Source organism: Streptomyces sp. NPDC001502 (assembly GCF_042894785.1).
GTDB lineage: Bacteria > Actinomycetota > Actinomycetes > Streptomycetales > Streptomycetaceae > Streptomyces > Streptomyces kutzneri.
In genome coordinates this window covers 71,000-91,663 of record NZ_JBIAVW010000028.1, presented here as the reverse complement: position 1 = coordinate 91,663, position 20,664 = coordinate 71,000, and the positions used below count along the sequence as shown (strand labels likewise).

Annotated in this window: 17 protein-coding genes; 8 read left to right on the top strand and 9 right to left on the bottom strand. The window is 71.5% G+C overall.

The features are described 5' to 3' along the window. Positions 1–65: 65 nt before the first annotated feature. The 4 genes from ACFY0D_RS34825 to ACFY0D_RS34810 all read left to right on the top strand — a co-directional run bounded on the left by ACFY0D_RS34825 (position 66) and on the right by ACFY0D_RS34810 (position 5,977). A complete protein-coding gene (locus ACFY0D_RS34825) occupies positions 66–815 on the top strand; it encodes a TIGR03089 family protein (protein ID WP_390801914.1) in 750 nt (249 codons plus the stop codon). Between the two features lie 196 nt (positions 816–1,011). Then, positions 1,012–2,238: an LCP family protein gene (locus tag ACFY0D_RS34820; RefSeq protein ID WP_390801913.1), complete on the top strand. Its 1,227-nt coding sequence runs from the start codon at positions 1,012–1,014 to the stop codon at positions 2,236–2,238. Between the two features lie 221 nt (positions 2,239–2,459). Next, positions 2,460–4,190 (top strand): LCP family protein, encoded by a 1,731-nt coding sequence (locus ACFY0D_RS34815; protein ID WP_390801912.1) that lies wholly within the window; start codon positions 2,460–2,462, stop codon positions 4,188–4,190. Positions 4,191–4,249: 59 nt separating this feature from the next. Further along, positions 4,250–5,977: an LCP family protein gene (locus ACFY0D_RS34810; protein WP_390801911.1), complete on the top strand. Its 1,728-nt coding sequence runs from the start codon at positions 4,250–4,252 to the stop codon at positions 5,975–5,977. A 73-nt stretch (positions 5,978–6,050) separates the two neighbouring features. On the opposite strand, the gene ACFY0D_RS34805 is transcribed toward ACFY0D_RS34810, so the two are convergent. Further along, complete coding sequence (locus ACFY0D_RS34805; protein ID WP_390801910.1) at positions 6,051–7,073, bottom strand: glycosyltransferase family 2 protein; 1,023 nt, start codon at positions 7,071–7,073, stop codon at positions 6,051–6,053. A gap of 177 nt (positions 7,074–7,250) precedes the next feature. On the opposite strand from ACFY0D_RS34805, the gene ACFY0D_RS34800 reads away from it, so the two are divergent. After that, positions 7,251–8,744: an LCP family protein gene (locus ACFY0D_RS34800; protein WP_390801909.1), complete on the top strand. Its 1,494-nt coding sequence runs from the start codon at positions 7,251–7,253 to the stop codon at positions 8,742–8,744. A 40-nt stretch (positions 8,745–8,784) separates the two neighbouring features. Here the strand turns inward: ACFY0D_RS34800 and ACFY0D_RS34795 are convergent, their stop codons facing one another. Then, positions 8,785–9,321: an acyl-CoA thioesterase gene (locus tag ACFY0D_RS34795; RefSeq protein ID WP_389124612.1), complete on the bottom strand. Its 537-nt coding sequence runs from the start codon at positions 9,319–9,321 to the stop codon at positions 8,785–8,787. Between the two features lie 300 nt (positions 9,322–9,621). Between ACFY0D_RS34795 and ACFY0D_RS34790 the strand changes: the two genes are divergently transcribed. Beyond that, entirely contained in the window at positions 9,622–10,935 is a 1,314-nt protein-coding gene (locus ACFY0D_RS34790; protein ID WP_390801908.1) for an LCP family protein, read from the top strand. A gap of 92 nt (positions 10,936–11,027) precedes the next feature. Here ACFY0D_RS34790 and ACFY0D_RS34785 read toward each other — a convergent pair whose 3' ends face one another. The 3 genes from ACFY0D_RS34785 to ACFY0D_RS34775 form a co-directional block, all read right to left on the bottom strand. After that, entirely contained in the window at positions 11,028–12,110 is a 1,083-nt protein-coding gene (locus tag ACFY0D_RS34785; RefSeq protein WP_390801907.1) for a sugar phosphate nucleotidyltransferase, read from the bottom strand. A gap of 152 nt (positions 12,111–12,262) precedes the next feature. Then, a complete protein-coding gene (locus ACFY0D_RS34780; protein WP_390801906.1) occupies positions 12,263–12,907 on the bottom strand; it encodes a hypothetical protein in 645 nt (214 codons plus the stop codon). Between the two features lie 124 nt (positions 12,908–13,031). Then, the gene (locus ACFY0D_RS34775; protein ID WP_327735737.1) at positions 13,032–14,189 is read right to left on the bottom strand and encodes an acyl-CoA dehydrogenase family protein; all 1,158 of its coding nucleotides are present in this window, start codon (positions 14,187–14,189) and stop codon (positions 13,032–13,034) included. Positions 14,190–14,383: 194 nt separating this feature from the next. Here ACFY0D_RS34775 and ACFY0D_RS34770 point away from each other — a divergent pair, with 194 nt between their 5' ends. Further along, positions 14,384–15,727 carry a UDP-glucose dehydrogenase family protein gene (locus ACFY0D_RS34770; RefSeq protein ID WP_390801905.1) on the top strand — a complete coding sequence of 448 codons (1,344 nt, stop codon included), beginning with the start codon at positions 14,384–14,386 and terminating at the stop codon, positions 15,725–15,727. Positions 15,728–15,866: 139 nt separating this feature from the next. On the opposite strand, the gene ACFY0D_RS34765 is transcribed toward ACFY0D_RS34770, so the two are convergent. From ACFY0D_RS34765 to ACFY0D_RS34750, 4 genes are all read right to left on the bottom strand, one after another. Further along, complete coding sequence (locus ACFY0D_RS34765; RefSeq protein WP_390801904.1) at positions 15,867–16,934, bottom strand: membrane dipeptidase; 1,068 nt, start codon at positions 16,932–16,934, stop codon at positions 15,867–15,869. Between the two features lie 142 nt (positions 16,935–17,076). Further along, positions 17,077–18,258, bottom strand: a complete 1,182-nt coding sequence (locus ACFY0D_RS34760; protein WP_390801903.1) for a dipeptidase — start codon at positions 18,256–18,258, stop codon at positions 17,077–17,079. After that, entirely contained in the window at positions 18,255–18,791 is a 537-nt protein-coding gene (purE, locus tag ACFY0D_RS34755; RefSeq protein WP_301370556.1) for a 5-(carboxyamino)imidazole ribonucleotide mutase, read from the bottom strand. The genes ACFY0D_RS34760 and purE overlap by 4 nt, the downstream gene beginning before the upstream one ends. Beyond that, entirely contained in the window at positions 18,788–19,927 is a 1,140-nt protein-coding gene (locus tag ACFY0D_RS34750; protein WP_390801902.1) for a 5-(carboxyamino)imidazole ribonucleotide synthase, read from the bottom strand. Before ACFY0D_RS34750 ends, purE begins: the two co-directional genes overlap by 4 nt. Positions 19,928–20,114: 187 nt before the next feature. Here ACFY0D_RS34750 and ACFY0D_RS34745 point away from each other — a divergent pair, with 187 nt between their 5' ends. Next, positions 20,115–20,651, top strand: coding sequence for a GtrA family protein (locus tag ACFY0D_RS34745; RefSeq protein WP_390801901.1), 537 nt, complete (start codon positions 20,115–20,117; stop codon positions 20,649–20,651). Positions 20,652–20,664 lie beyond the last annotated feature (13 nt).

Genomic DNA, 20,664 nt, shown 5'->3' with positions numbered 1-20,664 from the left:
CCCTCCCCCGTACGGAGGAGCCGACGGCCCCCGTACGGGGGACGGGCCCGCGTACGCTGTGCCGGGTGAACGCCACTGACCGCACCCCTGCCGACCTGCTGCGATCCGCGCTCGCCGCCGATCCGGGCCGCCCGCTCGTCACCTTCTACGACGATGCCACCGGCGAGCGCGTCGAATTGTCCGTCGCGACCTTCGCCAATTGGGTGGCCAAGACCGCCAATCTGCTCCAGGGCGACCTGGGGGCCGAGCCCGGGGACCGGCTCGCGCTGATGCTCCCGGCGCACTGGCAGAGCGCGGTGTGGCTGCTCGCCTGCGCCTCCGTCGGGGTGGTCGCCGAGGTCGGCGGGGATCCGGCGGACGCGGATCTCGTCGTCAGCGGGCCGGACACCCTGGAGCGGGCCCTGGCGTGCGGCGGTGAGCGGGTGGCGCTCGCGCTGCGGCCGCTGGGCGGCCGGTTCCCGCAGCCGCCGGCCGGGTTCGCGGACTACGCGGTGGAGGTGCCGGGGCAGGGCGACCGCTTCGCGCCCTTCGCGCCGGTGGATCCCGAGGGCCCGGCGCTGGTCGTCGGCGGCGAGGAGCTCACGCACACGGCGCTGGTGGCCCGCGCCCGCGAGGACGCGGCGAAGCTCGGCCTCGGCGAGGGCTCGCGGGTGCTGACCGGGCTCGGCTACGACACCTGGGACGGGCTCTCGGCCGGGCTCTACGCCGCGCTGGCCGCCGGCGGGTCCGTGGTGCTGTGCCGGAACCTGGACCGGCTCCCGGCGGCCGGGCTGGCCCAGCGCAGCGAGAGCGAGCGCGTCACCCACACCGTCTGATCGCCGCCCGGAGGCCTGTCACTCACCTGTCACTCACACTGGTGAAAGGCAGGTACGGGCGATTTGTCACCCGCATGGCCCTAGACAGGCACCCGTCCCCGGGCTGCTCCGGCGCCCCGGGGGCAGCATCGGCAGTGGCCGTGCTCACCCGTACGGCCGACGGCCCGCAGTCGTAGCGGCGAGGGGACGGACGCCAGTGACGGACAGCGCAGGCATACCGGGCGGCACCGACGCGGCCGGGGGCGCGGGGCGGCCCCCGCGCATCCGCGGGCGCCGGCGCCGGCTGCTGCGCTGGATCGGCCTCGGGGCGGCCTTCCTGGTCCTGGCGGGTACGGCCACCGGCTGGTGGCTCTACAACAAGCTCGACGGGAACATCACCGAGGACACCTCGGCCGCGGCCGAGCTGCGGCGCTACGAGCGCGAGCGCCCGGCGCACCTGGGCACCGGGGCTCAGAACATCCTGCTGATCGGCTCGGACTCGCGCTCCGGGCGGGACAACGCCAAGTACGGGCAGGACGGGGGAACCCAGCGCTCGGACACCACGATCCTGCTGCACCTGCCGCAGGACCGCAGGAGCGCGACCGCGGTGTCGATTCCCCGGGACCTGATGACGGACATCCCCTCCTGCCGGCAGGTGGACGGGAGCCGCACCGCCGAGCGGTTCGCGCAGTTCAACTGGGCGTTCCAGTGGGGCGGGGCCGCCTGCACGATCCGTACGGTGGAGAAGCTGACCGGGATCCGCGTCGACCACCACATGGTGATCGACTTCGGCGGGTTCAAGAAGATGGTCAACGCCATCGGCGGGGTGGAGGTCTGCCTCAAGGAACCGGTGAACGACGCCGAGGCGAAGCTGCGGCTCGCCGCCGGGCGCCAGACCCTGCGGGGCGAGCAGGCCCTGGGCTACGTCCGCGCCCGCCACAGTCTGGGCAACGGCAGCGACACCGAACGGATGGACCGGCAGCAGCAGTTCCTCGGTTCGCTCGTCAAGAAGGTGCAGAGCAACGGGGTGCTGCTGAATCCGGCGCGGCTGTACCCGCTGCTGGACGCGGCGACCTCCTCGGTGACCACGGACCCGGGACTGGCCTCGCTGCGCGGCCTGTACGAACTCGTGCGGGGCATGCGGGACATCCCGACCGATCAGGTCAAGTTCCTGACGGTGCCGCGCAAGCCGTACGCGCCCGACCCGAACCGGGACGAGCTGGTCGAGCCCGACGCGGAGCGGCTGTTCCAGCAGCTGCGGATGGACAAGCCGGTCACGGTCGCCCCGCCGGAGCCCTCGCCGAGCGCGGCCGCGGCCGAGGGCCGGGGGGCGGGCACGGAGCCCGGTTCGGACACGGATTCCACCGACGAGGGAACCGTCACACCTCAGGTACCCGTCCCCACTTTCACCGGAACCACTGCAGGTAACGCCGACTGCCGGTAAAGCAATCCCAAAAGCCGGTGCCCGAACCGAGTGGGATGGGTGGTTCACCCCGTTATAAGGGGAGTGGAATTTGTCACCAGCATGGTTTGCCGCCGAACAGGGCGGATAGGGTGAGCGATCCGGTGCCCGGCCGGACCAGACGCGGGCACCAGCAGCCGGATCGTTGACCGTGCGCCTGGGGGAGGCGCGTCGCGAGGCACCGACGGAGGATTCGAGCAACCGTGGATGCGCAAAGCCGTGGGCGGGCGGACGAGATCGACCCCGCAGACCAGTGGGTACTCAATCCCCGCACCGGCAACTACGAACTGCGACTGGCCGACTCCGCCGCGCAAGCGCGGCCCAAGGTCACCGCGCCCCGCAGATCGCCGTCTGCTCCTTCAGCCCCTACCGCCCCCTCCCCCGGTGTGCCGAGGCCGCGGCGCGGCGACCCGCCGCCCGGCGGCCGGCGCGGCGGACGCTCCCGCAAGCTCGGCGGCGGAGGCCGTAAGAAGGCGCTGGTCATCACCGGGGGCACGCTGGCGTTCCTGCTGGTCGGCGGTTCCGTGGCGGGGTACCTCTACTACAACCACCTGAACGGCAACCTCAGCGTCACCGACGTGGCGGGCGCGGGCACCGGTGGTTTCAAGAAGGACCAGCCGATCAACATCCTGGTCATCGGAACCGACAAGCGCACCGGCGCGGGCAACGAGAGCTACGGGGACAAGGACAGCGTCGGCCACGCCGACACCACGATCCTGTTCCACGTCTCGAAGGACCGGACCAACGCGACCGCGCTGTCCATCCCCCGCGACCTGATCACCAACATCCCGGCCTGCCCGACGAAACAGCCGGACGGATCGACGAAGACGATCGCCCCCTCCAAGGGCACCCGCTTCAACACCAGCCTGGGCCAGGAGGGCCGCGACGCGGGCTGCACCATGCGAACGGTGAAGGAACTCACCGGCATCGAGGTCGACCACTTCATGATGGCCGACTTCAACGCCGTCAAGACCTTGAGCACGGCGGTCGGCGGAGTACCGGTGTGCCTGGCCAAGCCCGTCAACGACGAAGAGGGTTCCCACCTCAAGCTGGACGCCGGCGAACACCGCCTGGAGGGCGAACAGGCCCTCGCCTTCGTGCGCACCCGGCACGGCTTCGGCAACAACAGCGACCTCGACCGGATCAGGATCCAGCAGCAGTTCCTGGGTTCGATGATGCGTGAGATGAAGTCGAAGGAGACGCTGACCAGCCCCAAGAAGTTCCTCTCCCTCGCGGAGGCCGCCACCAAGTCGCTGGGGGTGGACTCGGGGATCGGGTCCATCGGCAAACTCACCGATCTGGCCGGTGAGTTGAAGGGCATCGACACGAAGAACATCACCTTCACCACCCTCCCGGTGCTCGACAACCCGGCCGAACCGGAGGGCAAGAAGGCGACCGTCGTCGTCGATCACACCTTGGCCGATCCGCTGCTGCAGATGATCCGGGGGGACGTCTCGCTCACGGAGGTCGAGAAGAAGGAACAGGCCGCCAAGGAGGCGGCCGACGCGGACGCGAAGGCCAAGCAGGACGCGCTGCTCCAGGGCAACCGCGCGGCCGCGGCGGATGTACGGGTGAGCATCTACAACGGCGGTGGCCCCAAGGGCTCCGCCTCCACCACGCTGAACTGGCTGCAGAACAGCAAGGGTGTGCCCAGGGCCAGCAACGTCGGCAACGCGCCCGCGAAGGTCGGCGCCACGCAGCTGGAGTACGCCCCCAACCAGGCCGACCAGGCCCGGGCGTTGGCGGACATCATGGGCCTGCCCGCGACCGCGCTGAAGGTGGGGACGGCGGACGCCCCGGCGAAGACCCCGATGAAGCTGACGCTGGGTCCGGACTTCCAGCAGCCGGGCTCCCCGCTGGCGGCCCCGGTGCCCCAGCAGCTGCCCGAGGACGTGCAGCAGGCGCAGGCCGACAAGGCGATCTGCGCCAAGTAGCAGGAATCTGCCGGTGACACCGGCACTCCGTTGACCAAGAAGGATCTTGAGGGGGACGTGTGAGGCGCAGCAGCGTGCGAGGGGAGGGGGCGAACGCCCAGGCCGCCGGGGAGATATCCGGCGGCGGGGCGGGCGCGTCCGGCACGGTGCCCCCACAGCGGGGCGGCTCCGGTGCGGCTCGCCGGGCGGGCGGCGGGCCCACCCGCAGACAGGGCCGGCGGCGCGTGCTGCGCTGGACGGCCTCCGTGCTGTCCCTGCTGATACTCGGGACGGCGGCCGCCGGGTACCTGTACTACCGCCATCTGAACGGCAGCATCCACACGGACGAGCTGAACCTCGGTGAGACCAAGCTGGGCGGTTCCAAGCCCAACGCCTTCGGGCAGACCCCGCTGAACATCCTGCTGATCGGCTCCGACGCGCGCGACGACGAGGCCAACCAGTCCCTCGGCGGGGCCACGGACACCTTCGGCGGCCCGCCGCTGGCGGACGTGCAGATGCTGCTGCACCTGTCCGCGGACCGCAGCAACATGTCGGTGGTCTCGATGCCGCGCGACACGATCCTGATGATGCCCAAGTGCACCGAGCCGGGCGGCAAGGTGCACGCCGCCAGCAAGGGCCTCGTACAGACCAACGAGTCCCTGCAGCGCGGCGGTCCGGGCTGCACGGTCGCCACCTGGCAGGAGCTGACCAAGATCCCCATCGATCACTTCATGATGATCGACTTCAAGGGTGTGGTCTCGATGGCGGACGCCATCGGAGGCGTCCCGGTCTGCGTCGAGGAGAACATCCACTCCCGCACCCGTGAGGGCAAGGGCTCCGGCCTGAAGCTGCCCAAGGGCACGAGCGTCATCCAGGGCGAGCAGGCCCTGCAGTGGCTGCGCACCCGCTACGGCTTCGAGGACGGCACGGACATCGGCCGCACCCACGCCCAGCACCAGTACATGACGTCGATGGCCCGCGAGTTCCGCAAGAACGCCAAGCTCACCAACCCGGTGAAGCTCAACAGCCTGGCGCAGGCGGCGATCGAGGCCATGGTCGTGGACAACGGCCTGAACAAGATCGACAAGCTGTACGACCTGAGCATGGAGCTCAAGAAGGTGCCCCCGGGCCGGATCACCATGACCACCATGCCGTGGGTGTACAGCACCAAGCCCGGCATGGACGGCCGGGTCGAGCCCATGGCGGGCGAGGCCGAGGCCGTGTTCCGGATGATCCGCGAGGACATCGCGCTCGACGGCAAGGGCTCCGGGACCCCGGAGGGCGGCGCGTCCCCCTCACCGGGCGTCTCCGCGGCCCCGGGCACACCCGGCACCCCGACCACGGCTCCCGGCACGGCTCCGAGTACGGCTCCGAGCACGGCCCCGGCCGCGGCTCCCGCGAAGATCGCGGTCACCGTCCGCAACGCCACGGGCGGCAAGGACGGCGCCGAGACCCGGGTCAAGAACCGGGCGAACGACGTGGCCGCGGTGCTGACCGGCAAGGGCTTCACCAAGGCCACCGCCGACACCCAGACCGGCGCCGAGGACACCACGGTCGTCCGCTACGCCACGGACGCCCAGGCGGCCGACGCGGGCGCCGTGGCCACCGCGCTCGGTCTGCCCGCCACCTCGGTGCAGAAGTCCGAGGAGGTCCCCGGGATCACCCTGTTCATCGGCAAGGACTGGCGGACCGGCACCGCGCCGACCCCGCCGCCGCCCGCCCCGACCGTGGCCCCGACCTCGGCCCACGCGCTCAACGGCGACAACGACGGCGCCTGCATGGCGGTCCAGCCGGGCTTCACCTGGTAGCGCCCACGCGAAAGGGGCCCGGCACGGCGGCTGCGACGGTACGCAGCCTCCGGGCCGGGCCCCTTCGTACGTCTCAGACCTGCGCGGAGTCCCGGTGCACGGCCGGACGGCGGCTCGCGATGACCTTGTTCGCCAGGGCCCGCGGGCTGGTCAGGAAGCCGAAGCCCCAGCTCAGGTGCATGGTCGCCAGGGCCACGGGGATCTGGGCCCGGGCCTTGATCCCGAGCCCCTTGCCCGCCGGTACGGAGCCCGCGGTGATCGCCGCGAGATAGCCGGCCGGGAGGGCGAAGCCCAGAGGGGTGACGGCGCCCACGACCACGCTCGCGGCGATCGCGCAGACGAGGGTCGGCGGGGCCAGGTAGCGCAGGTTGATGGAGCCCGAGTGGTAGCGGGCCACCACGTGCCGCCAGCGCCCGTAGTCCTTGTACTGCTTGGCCAGCGCCTTGACGGAGCGCCGCGGGCGGTACTGGACCATCAGCTCCGGCGAGAACCAGATCAGACCGCCGGCTTCGCGGATGCGGAAGTTCAGCTCCCAGTCCTGGGCGCGGATGAACTCCTCGTTGTAGCCGCCCTGCTGCTCCAGCGCCTCGCGGCGGAAGACTCCGAGGTAGACGGTTTCGGCCGGTCCCGCCTGGCCGCCGGTGTGGAACGGCGCGTTGCCCACACCGATCTTCGAGGTCATCGCGGCGGCGACGGCCTCTTCCCACGCGTTCTCGCCCTCGGCGTGCATGATGCCGCCGACGTTCTGGGCGCCGGTCTCCTCCAGGAGGCGGACGGCGGTGGCGATGTAGTTCGGCGACAGCATGCCGTGACCGTCGACGCGTACCACGATCGGGTGGCGCGAGGCCTTGATGGCGGCGTTGAGCGCCGCCGGGGTCCGGCCGGTGGGATTCGGGACGGTGTGGACTCGGGGATCCTCGGCGACGAGTTCGGCGGCGATCTCGTCGGTGCGGTCCGTGGACGGCCCGAGTGCGATCACCACCTCCATCTCGCCCGCGTACTCCTGCTCCAGGATGTGGCGGACGGAATCGCGGAGGTAGTGCTCCTCGTCGAGCACCGGCATGATCACCGAGACTGCGGGCTGCTGGGCGGGCATGTGGTCCTTCACGGTCGGGTATCGGTGTCACGTTACCGCGTACGGGGGAACCGGGTGCGCGCCGAGCGACCGGTAAGGACAGCAGCTGATCGTATGGGCCTACTGTTCTGCCGAATCAGCTGATCCGGCCGGCCAGCCCCGACCGGTCTCCCTGCTGCCCCCGCGGAGGTGTCCACCGTGCCCCAGCCGCACCGTCCCGCCCGTCCCGAAGGGCCGCCACGGCCGCCGCGCGCCCGACGGGGCGGAGGCGGTCCCGCCCGGCACCGGGACGGGCGACCCCGGTGGGGCGTACGGCTCGCCGCCGGACTGTCGGTGGCGGTGCTCGGCTCCGGGGCCGTCGGGCACGCCGTGATGACCGGCCTGGACACCGGGATCGAGCGGGTGGACCCGTTCAAGGACATGAAGAACCGCCCGCAGGCCGGACACGGCCTCAACTTCCTGCTGGTGGGCACCGACGGGCGGGAGAAGATCTCCCCGGAGGAGAAGCGCGAGTACCGCCTGGGCGGCGCGCCCTGCCACTGCACGGACACGATCATGCTGGTGCACCTGTCGGCCGACAAGGAGCGGGCCAGTGTGATCAGCCTGCCCCGCGACAGCTACGCCGAGGTGCCCGCGCACCGGGACCTCGTCACCGGCAAGGCGCACAAGGCGCATCCCGTACGGCTGAACGCGGCGTACGCGGAGGGCGGGCCCAACCTGACCGTGCGGACCGTGGAGAACATGACCCGGGTGAAGATCGACCACTACCTGGAGGTCGACTTCACCAGCTTCATGAAGACGGTCGACGCGATGGGCGGCGTGGAGATCTGCACGGCCAAGACCATGCGGGACCGCAACACCGGCCTCGACCTGCTGCCGGGCAGCCACCGCCTCAGCGGCGGACAGGCCCTGCAGTACGTGCGCTCGCGCCACGTCGACGGGGCCTCCGACCTCGGCCGGATGCAGCGCCAGCAGCGGTTCATCGCCGCCCTGATCAAGCAGGCGACCGGGGGCGGGGTGCTGCTGAACCCGGTGAAGTTCAAGGAGGTCAGCTCCACCCTCCTCGGCTCCGTGCGGGCCGACAAGGACTTCGGCTCGGAGCAGATGCTGGCCCTCGGGCAGGCGATGCGGGACTTCACCCCGTCCTCCTCGGAGTTCGCCTCGGTGCCCATCGGCAGCCCCTCCTTCCCCGTCAAGGGCATCGGGTCCACCGTGAAGTGGGACGAACCGAAGGCGGCCAAGCTGTTCGAGGCGCTGCGCGAGGACCGGCCGCTGGCCCCCGCCCGGCCCGGGAAGGCCGGCGGCGGCCCGCCCGCGGCGGTGCCCGTGGACGTGCCCCCGCGCCAGATCCGGGTCCAGGTGGAGAACGGCACCCGCATCGACGGCCTGGGCGGGCGGGTCGACGCCGCGCTGCGCGCCACCGGCTTCGACACCACCCAGGCCCCGGGCAACGGCGCCAGCCGCGAGGTCAAGCGCACGGTGATCACGTACGACCCCCGCTGGGACCGCTCCGCCCGGTCGGTGGCGACCGCGCTGCCGGGCAGCGAGCTGCGGGCGGTGGCGGGCCAGGGCCGGACGGTGCTGGTGGTCGCGGGCGCGGACTACCGCAAGGTGGTGCCGGTGCGCGCCGAGGACCCGTACCAGGGCACCTTCGGGGTGGTCACCGGCGACCAGGTGGTCTGCGGGGACTAGGTGCTCTGCCGGGACCGGGTGCTCTGCGGGGAGCAGGTCGTCAGTCGTCGAAGCCCTGGGCCGCCCGCTCCTCGCGCAGCGCCATGATCGCCTGGCGGCGGGCGAGCCGGTGGGTGCGGCGGATCTGGGCCTCCTGGTAGCGCCGCTCGTCCTGTTCGGTCTCCGGGAGGACGGGCGGGACCTCGCGGGGCTTGCCGTCGGCGTCGACCGCGGCGAAGACGAGGTAGGCGGTGCCGACCTGGGTGGCGGGGGTGGACTCGTTCCACCGCTCCGCGAGGACGCGTACGCCGATCTCCATGGAGGAGCGGCCGGTCCAGTTGCACTGGGCCTTCACGTGGACGAGGTCGCCCACGCGCACGGGCGCGAGGAAGACCATCTCGTCCATGGAGGCGGTGACCGCCGGGCCGCCGGAGTGGCGGCCGGCCACGGCGCCCGCCGCGTCGTCCACGAGCTTCATGATCACGCCGCCGTGCACCGTTCCGAGGAGGTTGGTGTCGTTGGCGGTCATGATGTGGCTGAGGGTCGTCCGGGAGGCTGCGGTGGGCTTCCCGGGCAGCTCGCCCGGTATCTGTGTCATACGGACACCTTAGGGGTGTCTTGCCGGGCGGGCCGGATCAGGGAGCGGTGGCCGGTGCCATGGGGCATCCCCAGGCCCGCCGGGGCCGAGGGGAGGATCGCGAGGCCGAGGAGGGAGTCGACACGGAGCGTCGGCGACCGACGAGAACGCGGCGAGCGTGCGGGCCGGGCGCCCCGAGCCCGGCCCGACCGGCGAGACACCCCCGAGTTGGCTCATGGAGGCATCAGCTCTGCAACAGCAGCGGTACGGAATACGGACCGGGCTGTCGGAGCAGGCACCCGGGCAGGCATTCTTGGGCGCATGAATGACTGGCCAGAAGGTCGTGACGACGCGTACGGGCGCGGCAGCGCGCAGCCGCAGCCCGAGGGTGTGCAGCGGATGCGGCACATCCAGCGGCAGCCGCAGCCGCAGCCTCGGCCCGCGCAGCCCCCGCGCCCGCAGCGCCCGGCGGGCCCGCCGCCGGCGTACGGCGTACCCCCGCAGCAGGCGGGCGGTCACGACACGTACGGCGGTTACGACAGCGGCTACAACACCGGCCAGGTCTACGGGGCGCCGCAGGGCGGCGGGCCGGGCGGACCGGGAGGCCCCGGCGGGCCGTCCGGACCCGGCCGCCCCGGGCGGGCGCCCGGCCCCGCCCCGGACTGGCGCAAGCGGATCAAGGTCGGCTCGATCGTGCTGGTCTCCGCGCTGCTGGTGACCTCGGTCGCCACCTATTTCTGGGCCGACTCCAAGGTGCGCCGCGAGGTGGACCTCTCCAAGGTCATCGAGCGCCCGAAGGAGGGCGACTGCACGACGTACCTGATCGTGGGCTCGGACAGCCGCGAGGGGATGACCGCCGAGGAGAAGAAGAAGCTGCACACCGGCTCGGCCGAGGGCAAGCGGACCGACTCGATGATGATCCTGGCGAAGTGCTCCAGCGGGAACACCATGATCTCGCTGCCCCGCGACTCGGACGTGGAGATCCCGTCCTTCGTGGGCTCGCAGTCCGGCAAGACGTTCCCCGCCCAGGGGCGCCGGGTCAAGCTCAACGCCGCGTACGCGGAGGACGGCCCCGAGCTGCTCGTGCGGACGGTGGAGCACAACACGGGCCTGCGCATCGACCACTACGCGGAGATCGGCTTCGCCGGCTTCGCGAACATCGTGGACGCGCTGGGCGGTGTGGAGCTGGACATCGAGGAGGGCTTCAAGGACGAGAAGTCGGGCGCCGACTTCAAGGCCGGCAAGCAGACCCTGAACGGCGAGCAGTCCCTGGCCTTCGTACGGACCCGGTACGCCTTCGCCGAGTCCGACCTGCAGCGGACGAAGAACCAGCAGAAGTTCCTGTCGGCGCTGGCGAGCCAGGCCGCGACGCCGTCGACGATCCTCAACCCGTTCGCGCTCTACCCGATGCTGGGCGCGGGCCTGGACACCCTCATCGTGGACAAGGACATGGGCCTGTACGACATGGGCCAGATGTTCTTCGCGATGAAGGGCGTCAACGGCGGTGACGGCGTGTCGATGAACATGCCGATCTCCGGCCAGCGCGGCGGCAACCTCGTCTGGGACAAGGCGAAGGTGCAGCAGCTGGTGAAGCAGATCCAGAACGACGAGAAGGTCACCGTCCGCGGCAACTGACGGCGCTGAGAGTGCGGCCGGTCGGCCGTACTCCCCTCCCCGGACCGGGACCGGGACCGGACGTCCGGTCGGGCGTCCCGTCAGGCGTCCCGTCAGGCGTCCGGGGAGAAGCGGATGGCGGCGGCGGGCAGCTGCGCCTCGCACCACACGCGGGCGCCGCTGCGCAGTTCGTTGTCGGCCCCCACGGCAGCGCCGTCGCCGATGACGGCGGCGTCCAGGACGGTCCGTGCGCCGACCGAGGCGCGGGCGCCGATCAGGCTGGCGTTCACCTGGGCGTCCGGGCCGATGACGGCGCCGTCGAGGACGATGGAGCCCTGGACGACCGCGCCGGCCTCGATCCGGGCTCCCGTGCCCACGACGGTGCCCCCGGACAGCTTGGCCCCGGCCGCCACCTCGGCGCCCGGCAGGACCAGGGACTCGCCGCGCCGTCCGGGGACGGCCGGGGAGGAGACCACGCCGCGTACGAGGTCGGCGGAGGCCTGGATGATCGACTCGGGCTTGCCGAGGTCCATCCAGTAGGTGTTCTCGGTGACGCCGTGCAGCTTGGCCCCGGCGGCGAGCAGGCCGGGGAAGGTCTCCCGCTCGACGGAGACCGGGCGGCCGGCCGGGATGGAGTCGATCACGCTGCGGCGGAAGACGTAGCAGCCGGCGTTGATCTGGTCGGTGATGATCTCCTCGGGGGTCTGCGGCTTCTCGGTGAAGGCCAGCACCCGCCCCTCGGAGTCGGTGGGGACCAGGCCGAAGGCGCGCGGGTCGTCGACCCGGACCAGGTGCAGGGAGACGTCGGCGTCGGCCGCCTCGTGGGACTCGACCAGACCGGCGATGTCCAGGCCGGTGAGGATGTCGCCGTTGAAGACGAGGACGGAGGAGTCCGGGCCGCCGGTCAGGCGCGCTCCGGCGTTGCGGATGGCGCCGCCGGTCCCGAGGGGCTCGTCCTCGACCACGTATTCGAGGCTGAGGCCGAATGCGGATCCGTCGCCGAAGTAGGGCTCGAAGACCTCGGCGAGGTAGCAGGTGGCCATCACGATGTGCGTGACACCGGCGGCGGCGGCCCTGGCTATCTGGTGGGCGAGGAACGGGACACCGGCCGTGGGAACCATCGGCTTGGGCGTGTTCACCGTCACGGGGCGCAGGCGCGTCCCTTGTCCGCCGACCAGCAGGATCGCTTCCGTCATTGCGTTCTCCCCAACCGATTCCGGCGTACGAAGGTCCAAATTTAGCCCATCCGGGGGGCGTCCCAAGGCCGGAGCCGGATGTGTCCACCGGTGCGCGCACCCGCGGGTTCACGCACTCGATGTGTCATGAAATGACGGTGTTGTTCGCCTTGTCAGGAGGCGAACGGATTGGCGTGGCCGGGCAGTTGCCGGCCCGGCTCCAGGAAGCGCTGCCTGCCGGTCTCGTCCCGCACCGGGACGAACCCGGCATCCGTCAGCCGCTGGACGATCCGCTGCCGGCGGATCGCGCCCATCTTGAAGGCGCCTGCCAGGAACGCCGCGAGCGCCGCGCCGCCGGCCAGCGCGGCGACCGGCATCCCGAGGACGAGCAGCATGAGGACCAGGACCCCGACGGATCCCCAGGCGATCGTCTTCTGCCGCTTGTCCGCGGCCTGGGCCAGGGCGTCGAGCATGATCCGGTCCTTCAGCCGGGCCACGGCCTCCTGCGCTTCGGGGAGCGGCTTGACCGTCCCCGGCCGCAAGCCCGGTACCGTCCCGCCGTTGCCGGCCTGCGGGTGGGCGGCGATGGTCGCCGCTTCGCGGGCTCGCGCGTCGGGGTGCGGGTCCCGGTACATCCGCACCAGGATCTGCATGTCGTTGTGCCCCGTCCGGTACGCCCGGTCGTACGCGTATCCGTACTGCTCGGCGACGTGGGCCAGGGCGGCCACCCGGCCGGCGGCCTGCTCCGGGCCGATCTCGACGACGTCCTGGCGGGCGATCTGCCCGAGCATTGCCGATATCTGGCGTTCCGTGAACATGTTTGCTTCCGCCCCACCTGCGCGCCTACGGCTGACAGCCGCACAGCCTAGCCCGCCGCCCCCTGCGCGAACGTCCCCCGGCCCGGTGCCGGGGGAGTTCGCGTCGCTGCAGGTCAGATGCCGGCTACGGCAGGTTGCGGGCCATGACGATCCGCTGGACCTGGTTGGTGCCCTCGTAGATCTGGGTGATCTTGGCATCGCGCATCATGCGCTCCACCGGGTAGTCACGGGTGTAGCCGTAACCGCCGAGGAGCTGGACGGCGTCCGTGGTGACCTCCATGGCCACGTCGGAGGCGAAGCACTTGGCCGCGGCGCCGAAGAAGGTCAGGTCGCCGTCGACGCGCTCGGACTTCGCGGCGGCCGAGTAGGTCAGCTGGCGGGCGGCCTCGATCTTCATGGCCATGTCCGCGAGCATGAACTGCACGCCCTGGAAGTCGCCGATCGGCTTGCCGAACTGCTTGCGCTCCTGGACGTAGCCCTTGGCGTAGTCCAGGGCGCCCTGGGCGATGCCGAGCGCCTGGGCCGCGATGGTGATGCGGGTGTGGTCCAGGGTCTTCATCGCGGTGGCGAAGCCGGTGCCCTCGGCGCCGATCATGCGGTCGGCCGGGATCCGGACGTTGTCGAGGTAGACCTCGCGCGTCGGGGAGCCCTTGATGCCGAGCTTCTTCTCCGGGGCGCCGAAGGACACGCCCTCGTCGCTCTTCTCCACGACGAAGGCGCTGATGCCCTTGGAGCGCTTCTCCGGGTCGGTGACGGCCATGACCGTGTAGTACTCGGAGACGCCCGCGTTGGTGATCCAGCGCTTGACGCCGTTGAGCACCCAGAAGTCCCCGTCGCGCACGGCGCGGGTCTTCATGCCGGCGGCGTCGGAGCCCGCGTCCGGCTCGGAGAGCGCGTACGAGAACATCGCGTCGCCCTTGGCCAGCGGGCCGAGGTACTTGGCCTTGAGCTCCTCGGAGCCGGAGAGGATCACCGGGAGCGAGCCGAGCTTGTTCACGGCCGGGATGAGGGAGGAGGAGGCGCAGACACGGGCCACCTCCTCGATCACGATCACGGTGGCGAGGGCGTCGGCGCCCGCGCCGCCGTAGGTCTCGGGCACGTGGACGGCGTGCAGGTCGCTGGAGACCAGGGCGTCCAGGGCCTCCTGCGGGAAGCGGGATTCCTCGTCGACCGCGGCGGCGAACGGCAGGATCTTCGCCTCGGCGAGCGAGCGGACCGACTCGCGGAGCATGTCGTGCTCCTCGGCCGGACGGTACAGGTCGAAGTCGGCAGAACCCGCCAAGATCTCTCACTCCCCAGGGTGATGCGTGATGCTAACTACCGTTAAGTAACCCAAGCCTAGTGGTCCGGTCACGGATGGCGATATGGACGGGCCACGTGAGATGGGTGACAGCGGTGGTCTCCTGGGGAACGTCCCCGCTGGTGGGCCCGACTATGCTCAGTGGCCGCAAACGGCCCCGCACCTCTGGAGCACCCATGGCCCCCCTCAGGATCACTGTGATCGGCACCGGATACCTCGGTGCGACCCACGCCGCCGCGATGGCGGAGCTGGGCTTCGAGGTGCTGGGGCTGGACGTGGTGCCCGAGAAGATCGAGATGCTGGCCTCGGGCCGGGTCCCGATGTACGAGCCCGGGCTGGAGGAACTGCTGGCCAAGCACGTGGCCGGGCTGCCGGGCTCGACCGGCCGGCTGCGGTTCACCACCTCCTTCGAGGAGGTCGGCGCCTTCGGCGACGTCCACTTCGTCTGTGTGAACACCCCGCAGAAGCACGGCGAGTACGCCTGCGACATGTCCTACGTGGACTCCGCGATGGCCTCGCTGGCCCCGCACCTGACGCGGCCGGTCCTGGTGGTCGGCAAGTCCACGGTGCCGGTGGGCTCGGCGGAGCGGCTCGCGGTGAAGCTCGCGGAGCTGGCCCCGGCGGGCGCGGACGTGGAGCTGGCCTGGAACCCGGAGTTCCTGCGGGAGGGCTTCGCGGTGGACGACACCCTGCACCCGGACCGGATCGTGATCGGCGTCCAGGGCGAGCGCGCCGAGAAGCTGCTGCGCGAGGTGTACGAGACGCCGATGTCGGAGGGGACCCCGCTGGTGGTCACCGACTTCCCGACCGCGGAGCTGGTGAAGACCGCCGCGAACTCCTTCCTCGCCACCAAGATCTCCTTCATCAACGCGATGGCGGAGGTATGCGAGGCCGCCGGCGGCGACGTGGTCAAGCTGGCGGAGGCGATCGGCTACGACGAGCGGATCGGCGCGAAGTTCCTGCGCGCCGGGATCGGCTTCGGCGGCGGCTGCCTGCCCAAGGACATCCGGGCCTTCATGGCGCGCGCCGGTGAGCTGGGCGCGGACCAGGCGCTGACCTTCCTGCGCGAGGTCGACTCCATCAACATGCGCCGGCGCGGGCACATGGTCGAGCTGGCCCGGGAGGCCGTGGGCGGGTCGTTCCTCGGCAAGCGGGTCGCCGTGCTCGGAGCCACCTTCAAGCCGGACTCCGACGACGTACGGGACTCCCCCGCGCTGAACGTGGCCGGGCAGATCCACCTCCAGGGCGGCCAGGTCACCGTCTACGACCCCAAGGGCATGGGCAACGCCCGCCGCGTCTTCCCGACCCTCGGCTACGCGGACTCCGCGCTGGCGGCGGCCCGGGGCGCGGAGGTCGTCCTGCACCTCACCGAATGGCGCGAGTTCCGTGACCTCGACCCGGCGGAGCTGGCCGGTGTGGTGACCGACCGGCTCGTCCTGGACGGCCGCAACGCGCTGGACCCGGTGAAGTGGCGGGCCGCGGGCTGGACCTACCGGGCGATGGGGCGCCCGCGGGCCTAGCCCGCGGGCCGGGCCCGCGGGCCGGGGTGGGGTGCGGATCCCGGGTGCCGGTGCGGCGCCGTTGCCGGGGCGCTGCCCCGGCACCCGCGCCTCAAACTCCCCCGGCTACCGCTGGGAGGTGCCCCCTGGCGGGGCTGGATCAGCGGCGGTGTTGGGCGGCGCGGGAGGTGAACTCCGCGTCGCGCAGGACACGCTGGGCGTTGCCCCAGGTCAGCAGGGCCACTTCGGACTCCGGCCAGCCGCGCTCCAGCAGCTCCGCGATCAGCCGCGGATAGCCCGAGGGGTCGGTCAGGCCCGTCGGGCGGGGGTGGCCCGGTCCGGTGCCGAAGGCAGCGCCGAGTCCGACGCCGTGCGGGCCCGCGATCGCCCGTACGTGGTCCAGGTGGTCCGCCACCGCGTGCAGGGAGTCCCCGGTGCGCGCGGTGTCGAAGGTGACCATCGCCAGGCCGTTGGCCTCGCGCAGCGCGGCCAGGACCTCGTCGGTCACGTTGCCCGGATGCGGGTTCAGCGAGGCCGCCGCCGTGTTCGAGATGATCACCGGGGCCTTGGAGGCTCCCGCGAGCCTGCAGGCGACCGGCGGCGGGCAGCCCGTGAGGTCCAGCAGGATCGCCAGCCGGTTCGCCTCGCGGACCACCTCGTGGCCGAAGGCCGTCAGCTCCTCCTGCGCCCAGGGCGCTCCCGCGGGTGCGAGGATCCGTACGCCCAGCGCGTGGAAGGCGCGCAGCGCGCCCAGGGAGTCGGTCAGCGTGCGGCCGGGGACCGGGCCCAGGAACGAGGCGATGCGGCCCCGGTTGCGGGCGTCCGCCAGGTCGTCGGCGCTGAGGGCCAGGCAGAGGCTGTCGGGGTAGCGGCGCATCAGGGTCAGCGCCGTGTCGATCTGGTCCAGCGTGTCGGAGAGCACCTGGTCACCGGGGGCGTCCTCACGCGCCCCCGCCGACGGCACGAGCAGGGACCAGAACTGGGCCCCCACTCCCCCGGCGCGCAGCCGCGGGATGTCGGTGTCCACGCCCGTGTCGGAGGTTTCGATGTCGTGGTACGGACTCTGGTGCAGGGTCCAGACCAGGGTGTTGCACCCGTCGGCCACGGGATGGACGGCCAGCAGCGCGACGGCCCGGTCGAGGGCGCCCGCCGCCACCGCTACCGCGGGTGCGGGGAGGTCTTCGGCTCCGATGCCCACGGAGTGGGGTTCATCCTGCAGGTCGGCCATGGCATTGGCTCCGGTCTCGGCGGCAGCAGGGAGAGATGGTGCCACCGTGACACGCGGGAGCGCAGGGCCGCCCGGCGGACGCAGCGTTCGAGTGAACCCGCAGGTCACACCCTGTCACCGCGCCCGCCGGGCACCGCGTCCGCTACCGGAGCACCGCGTTCGACGGCCCCCGGGAAGCCGACAGGTCGCGGGCCACCGACTCCGCGTCGCGCAGCACGCGCACCGCGTTGGTCCAGGTCAGCTTCGCCAGGTCGGCCTTGGACCAGCCGCGCGTGAGCAGCTCGGCGACGAGGTTCGGGTAGCCCGCCACGTCGTCCAGGCCGGACGGGGTGAAGGCCGTGCCGTCGTAGTCCCCGCCGATGCCGATGTGGTCGATGCCGGCCACCTCGCGCATGTGGTCCAGGTGGTCGGCCACCGTCGCGGCCGTGGCCACCGGGCGCGGGCGCGCCGCCTCGAAGGCCCGGTGCAGGGCCATCGCCTCGGGGGTGGTGTCCAGGTGGTGCAGACCGTGCGCCCGCAGGTTCTCGTCGGCGGCCAGGGTCCACTCGACGGCCGCCGGGAGGATGAACTTCGGCACGAAGGTGGCCATCGCCACCCCGCCGTTGGCCGGCAGCATCGCCAGCACGTCGTCGGGGATGTTGCGCGGGTGGTCGCAGACCGCCCGGGCCGAGGAGTGCGAGAAGACCACCGGAGCGGCCGACACCTCGATCGCGTCCCGCATCGTCGTCGCCGCGACGTGCGAGAGGTCCACCAGCATGCCGACGCGGTTCATCTCGCGGACGACCTCGCGGCCGAAGTCGCTCAGGCCGCCGTGCCGGGGCTCGTCGGTGGCCGAGTCCGCCCAGTCGATCGTGTCGTTGTGCGTGAGCGTCATGTACCGCACACCCAGCTGGTGCAGGGCGCGCAGGGTGGCCAGCGAGTTGTTGATGGAGTGGCCGCCCTCGGCACCCATCAGCGAGGCGATCCGGCCGTCGGCGCGGGCCGCCTCCATGTCGTCCGCCGTCAGCGCCCGCACGAGGTCGCCGGGATAACGGTCGATCAGCTGGGAGACGACGTCGATCTGCTCCAGGGTGGCGCTGACCGCCTCGTCACCGGCGTAGTCGGAACGCACGTAGACGGACCAGAACTGGGCGCCAACCCCGCCGGCGCGCAGCCGGGGGATGTCGGTGTGCAGGTGGGCGGACTGGTCTCCCGCGATGTCCCGGCGCGCCAGGTCGTAGCGCACCTGCTCGCGCAGCGCCCAGGGCAGGTCGTTGTGGCCGTCCACGACGGGGTGTTCGGCCAACAGCTCGCGCGCCTCGTCCAGACGCTGCGCCGCGCTCACTTGCCGAACCCGAAGGACTCCGCGCTCGCGACCTTCGTGCGCAGCCGCTTGCCCTTCTCGGTGGCCTGGTCGTTGAGCTCCTGCAGGAAGTCGTTCATGCGGGCCAGCAGCTCCGTGTCGTGGGCGGCCAGCATCCGTACGGCCAGCAGACCCGCGTTGCGCGCCCCGGCGATCGAGACGGTGGCGACGGGAATCCCGGCCGGCATCTGGACGATCGACATCAGCGAGTCCATGCCGTCCAGGTACTTCAGCGGTACCGGCACACCGATGACCGGCAGCGGGGTGACCGAGGCGAGCATGCCGGGCAGGTGGGCGGCTCCGCCCGCGCCCGCGATGATCGCCTTCAGCCCGCGGTCGGCGGCCCGCTCCCCGTACGCGATCATCTCGCGCGGCATCCGGTGGGCGGACACGACATCGACCTCGTAGGGGATCTCGAACTCGTCCAGGGCCTGGGCGGCCGCCTCCATGACGGGCCAGTCCGAGTCGGAGCCCATGACGATGCCGATGACGGGGGCTGCGGAGGTGGTGCTCATGCGGTGACCGTTCCTCTGAGGTAGTCGGCAGCGTGGCGTGCGCGCTCCAGCACATCGTCCAGATCGTCGCCGTAGGTGTTGACGTGGCCGACCTTGCGACCGTGTTTCACGTCCTTGCCGTACATGTGGATCTTCAGCTGGGGGTCGTGCGCCATGCAGTGCAGGTACGCCGCGTACATGTCGGGGTAGTCCCCGCCCAGCACGTTCGCCATGACCGTCCACCTGGCGCGGGGGCGCGGGTCGCCCAGCGGGAGGTCCAGGACCGCCCGTACGTGGTTGGCGAACTGTGAGGTGACGGCCCCGTCCTGGGTCCAGTGGCCGCTGTTGTGCGGGCGCATCGCCAGTTCGTTGACCAGGATCCGGCCGTCGGTGGTCTCGAACAGCTCCACGGCCAGGTGGCCGGTCACGCCGAGTTCCTTGGCGATGCGCAGGGCGAGGGCCTGGGCCTCGCCCGCGAGGGCCTCCGAGAGGTCCGGGGCCGGGGCGATCACCGTGTCGCAGACGCCGTCCACCTGACGGGACTCGACGACGGGGTAGGCCACCGCCTGGCCGTGCGGGGAGCGGACGATGTTCGCCGCGAGCTCGCGGACGAAATCGACCTTCTCCTCCGCGAGGACCGGGACGCCCGCCTTGAAGGGGGCCGCCGCGTCCTGGTGGGTGCGGACGAACCACACCCCCTTGCCGTCGTACCCGCCCCGCACGGTCTTGAGGATGACGGGGAAGCCGCCCACCTCTTCCGCGAAGGCGGCGACGTCGTCCGGATCGCTCACGATCCGGTGGCGGGGGCTGGGGGCGCCGATCTCGTCGAGCTTGGCGCGCATCACCCCCTTGTCCTGGGCGTGCACCAAAGCGTCGGGCCCCGGGCGGACGGGGATGCCGTCCGCTTCCAGGGCCCGAAGGTGCTCCATGGGTACATGCTCGTGGTCGAAGGTGATCACGTCACAGCCGCGCGCGAAGGCACGCAACGTCTCCAGGTCGCGATAGTCGCCGATGACGACATCGCTCACGACCTGGGCCGCCGAGTCCTGCGGGGTGTCACTGAGGAGCTTGAATCTGATGCCGAGGGGGATGCCCGCCTCGTGGGTCATGCGGGCGAGCTGGCCGCCGCCGACCATACCGACTACCGGGAACGTCACTCCTCCAGGGTATCCGCCGGTATTCCGCCATCCGGACGTGCCCCTGGCCCGATCTGCCCGTGTGCCGTGCGTCGCAGGGTGCTGGAAGGCACAGACGGAGCGCAGGGGGGACACTTAGCATGGGTGGGTTGACGGAGAACACCGGACGCCCCGTAAGCGGGCGGTGACCGACAGGACTGACCTACTGATGAGCACGCCTGGCGGATCTGTCGTCGAACGTGTACGCGGCCTCGTACGAGAGGTGGCCAAGTTCGGGGCGGTCGGCGGTCTGGGTGTCCTGGTCAACCTGGGCGTCTTCAACCTGATCCGCAACACCACCGACCTGCAGGTGGTGCGCGCGAGCGTGATAGCCACCGTCGTGGCCATCGCCACGAACTACATCGGCTTCCGCTACTTCACCTACCGGGACCGCGCCAAGAGCGGCCGCACCCGCGAGCTCGTCCTGTTCGCCGTGTTCAGCGGCATCGGCCTGGTCATCGAGAGCGGTGTGCTCTACACCGCCACCTACGGGTTCGGCTGGGACGGCCCGGTCGCCAGCAACGTGTTCAAGTTCATCGGCATCGGGACCGCCACGGTGTTCCGCTTCTGGTCGTACCGGACCTGGGTCTTCAAGGCCCTGCCCGCGCCGGCCGAGCCGGCCGAGCCGATGCCGGAGCCGGCGCCCCTGCCGAAGCCGGACCGCAGGCCGGATCCGGTGCCCGAGCCGGCGCCCGCGAACAACTAGGGGTGCTCGGGTC

Coding starts and splice junctions, on each gene's coding strand:
- ACFY0D_RS34805 (WP_390801910.1), bottom strand. CDS start 7,073: ATGCCCGCCCAGCAGCCCGCAGTCTCGGTGATCATGCCGGTGCTCGAC.
- ACFY0D_RS34795 (WP_389124612.1), bottom strand. CDS start 9,321: ATGACACAGATACCGGGCGAGCTGCCCGGGAAGCCCACCGCAGCCTCC.
- ACFY0D_RS34790 (WP_390801908.1), top strand. CDS start 9,622: ATGAATGACTGGCCAGAAGGTCGTGACGACGCGTACGGGCGCGGCAGC.
- ACFY0D_RS34785 (WP_390801907.1), bottom strand. CDS start 12,110: ATGACGGAAGCGATCCTGCTGGTCGGCGGACAAGGGACGCGCCTGCGC.
- ACFY0D_RS34780 (WP_390801906.1), bottom strand. CDS start 12,907: ATGTTCACGGAACGCCAGATATCGGCAATGCTCGGGCAGATCGCCCGC.
- ACFY0D_RS34770 (WP_390801905.1), top strand. CDS start 14,384: ATGGCCCCCCTCAGGATCACTGTGATCGGCACCGGATACCTCGGTGCG.
- ACFY0D_RS34765 (WP_390801904.1), bottom strand. CDS start 16,934: ATGGCCGACCTGCAGGATGAACCCCACTCCGTGGGCATCGGAGCCGAA.
- purE (WP_301370556.1), bottom strand. CDS start 18,791: ATGAGCACCACCTCCGCAGCCCCCGTCATCGGCATCGTCATGGGCTCC.
- ACFY0D_RS34745 (WP_390801901.1), top strand. CDS start 20,115: ATGAGCACGCCTGGCGGATCTGTCGTCGAACGTGTACGCGGCCTCGTA.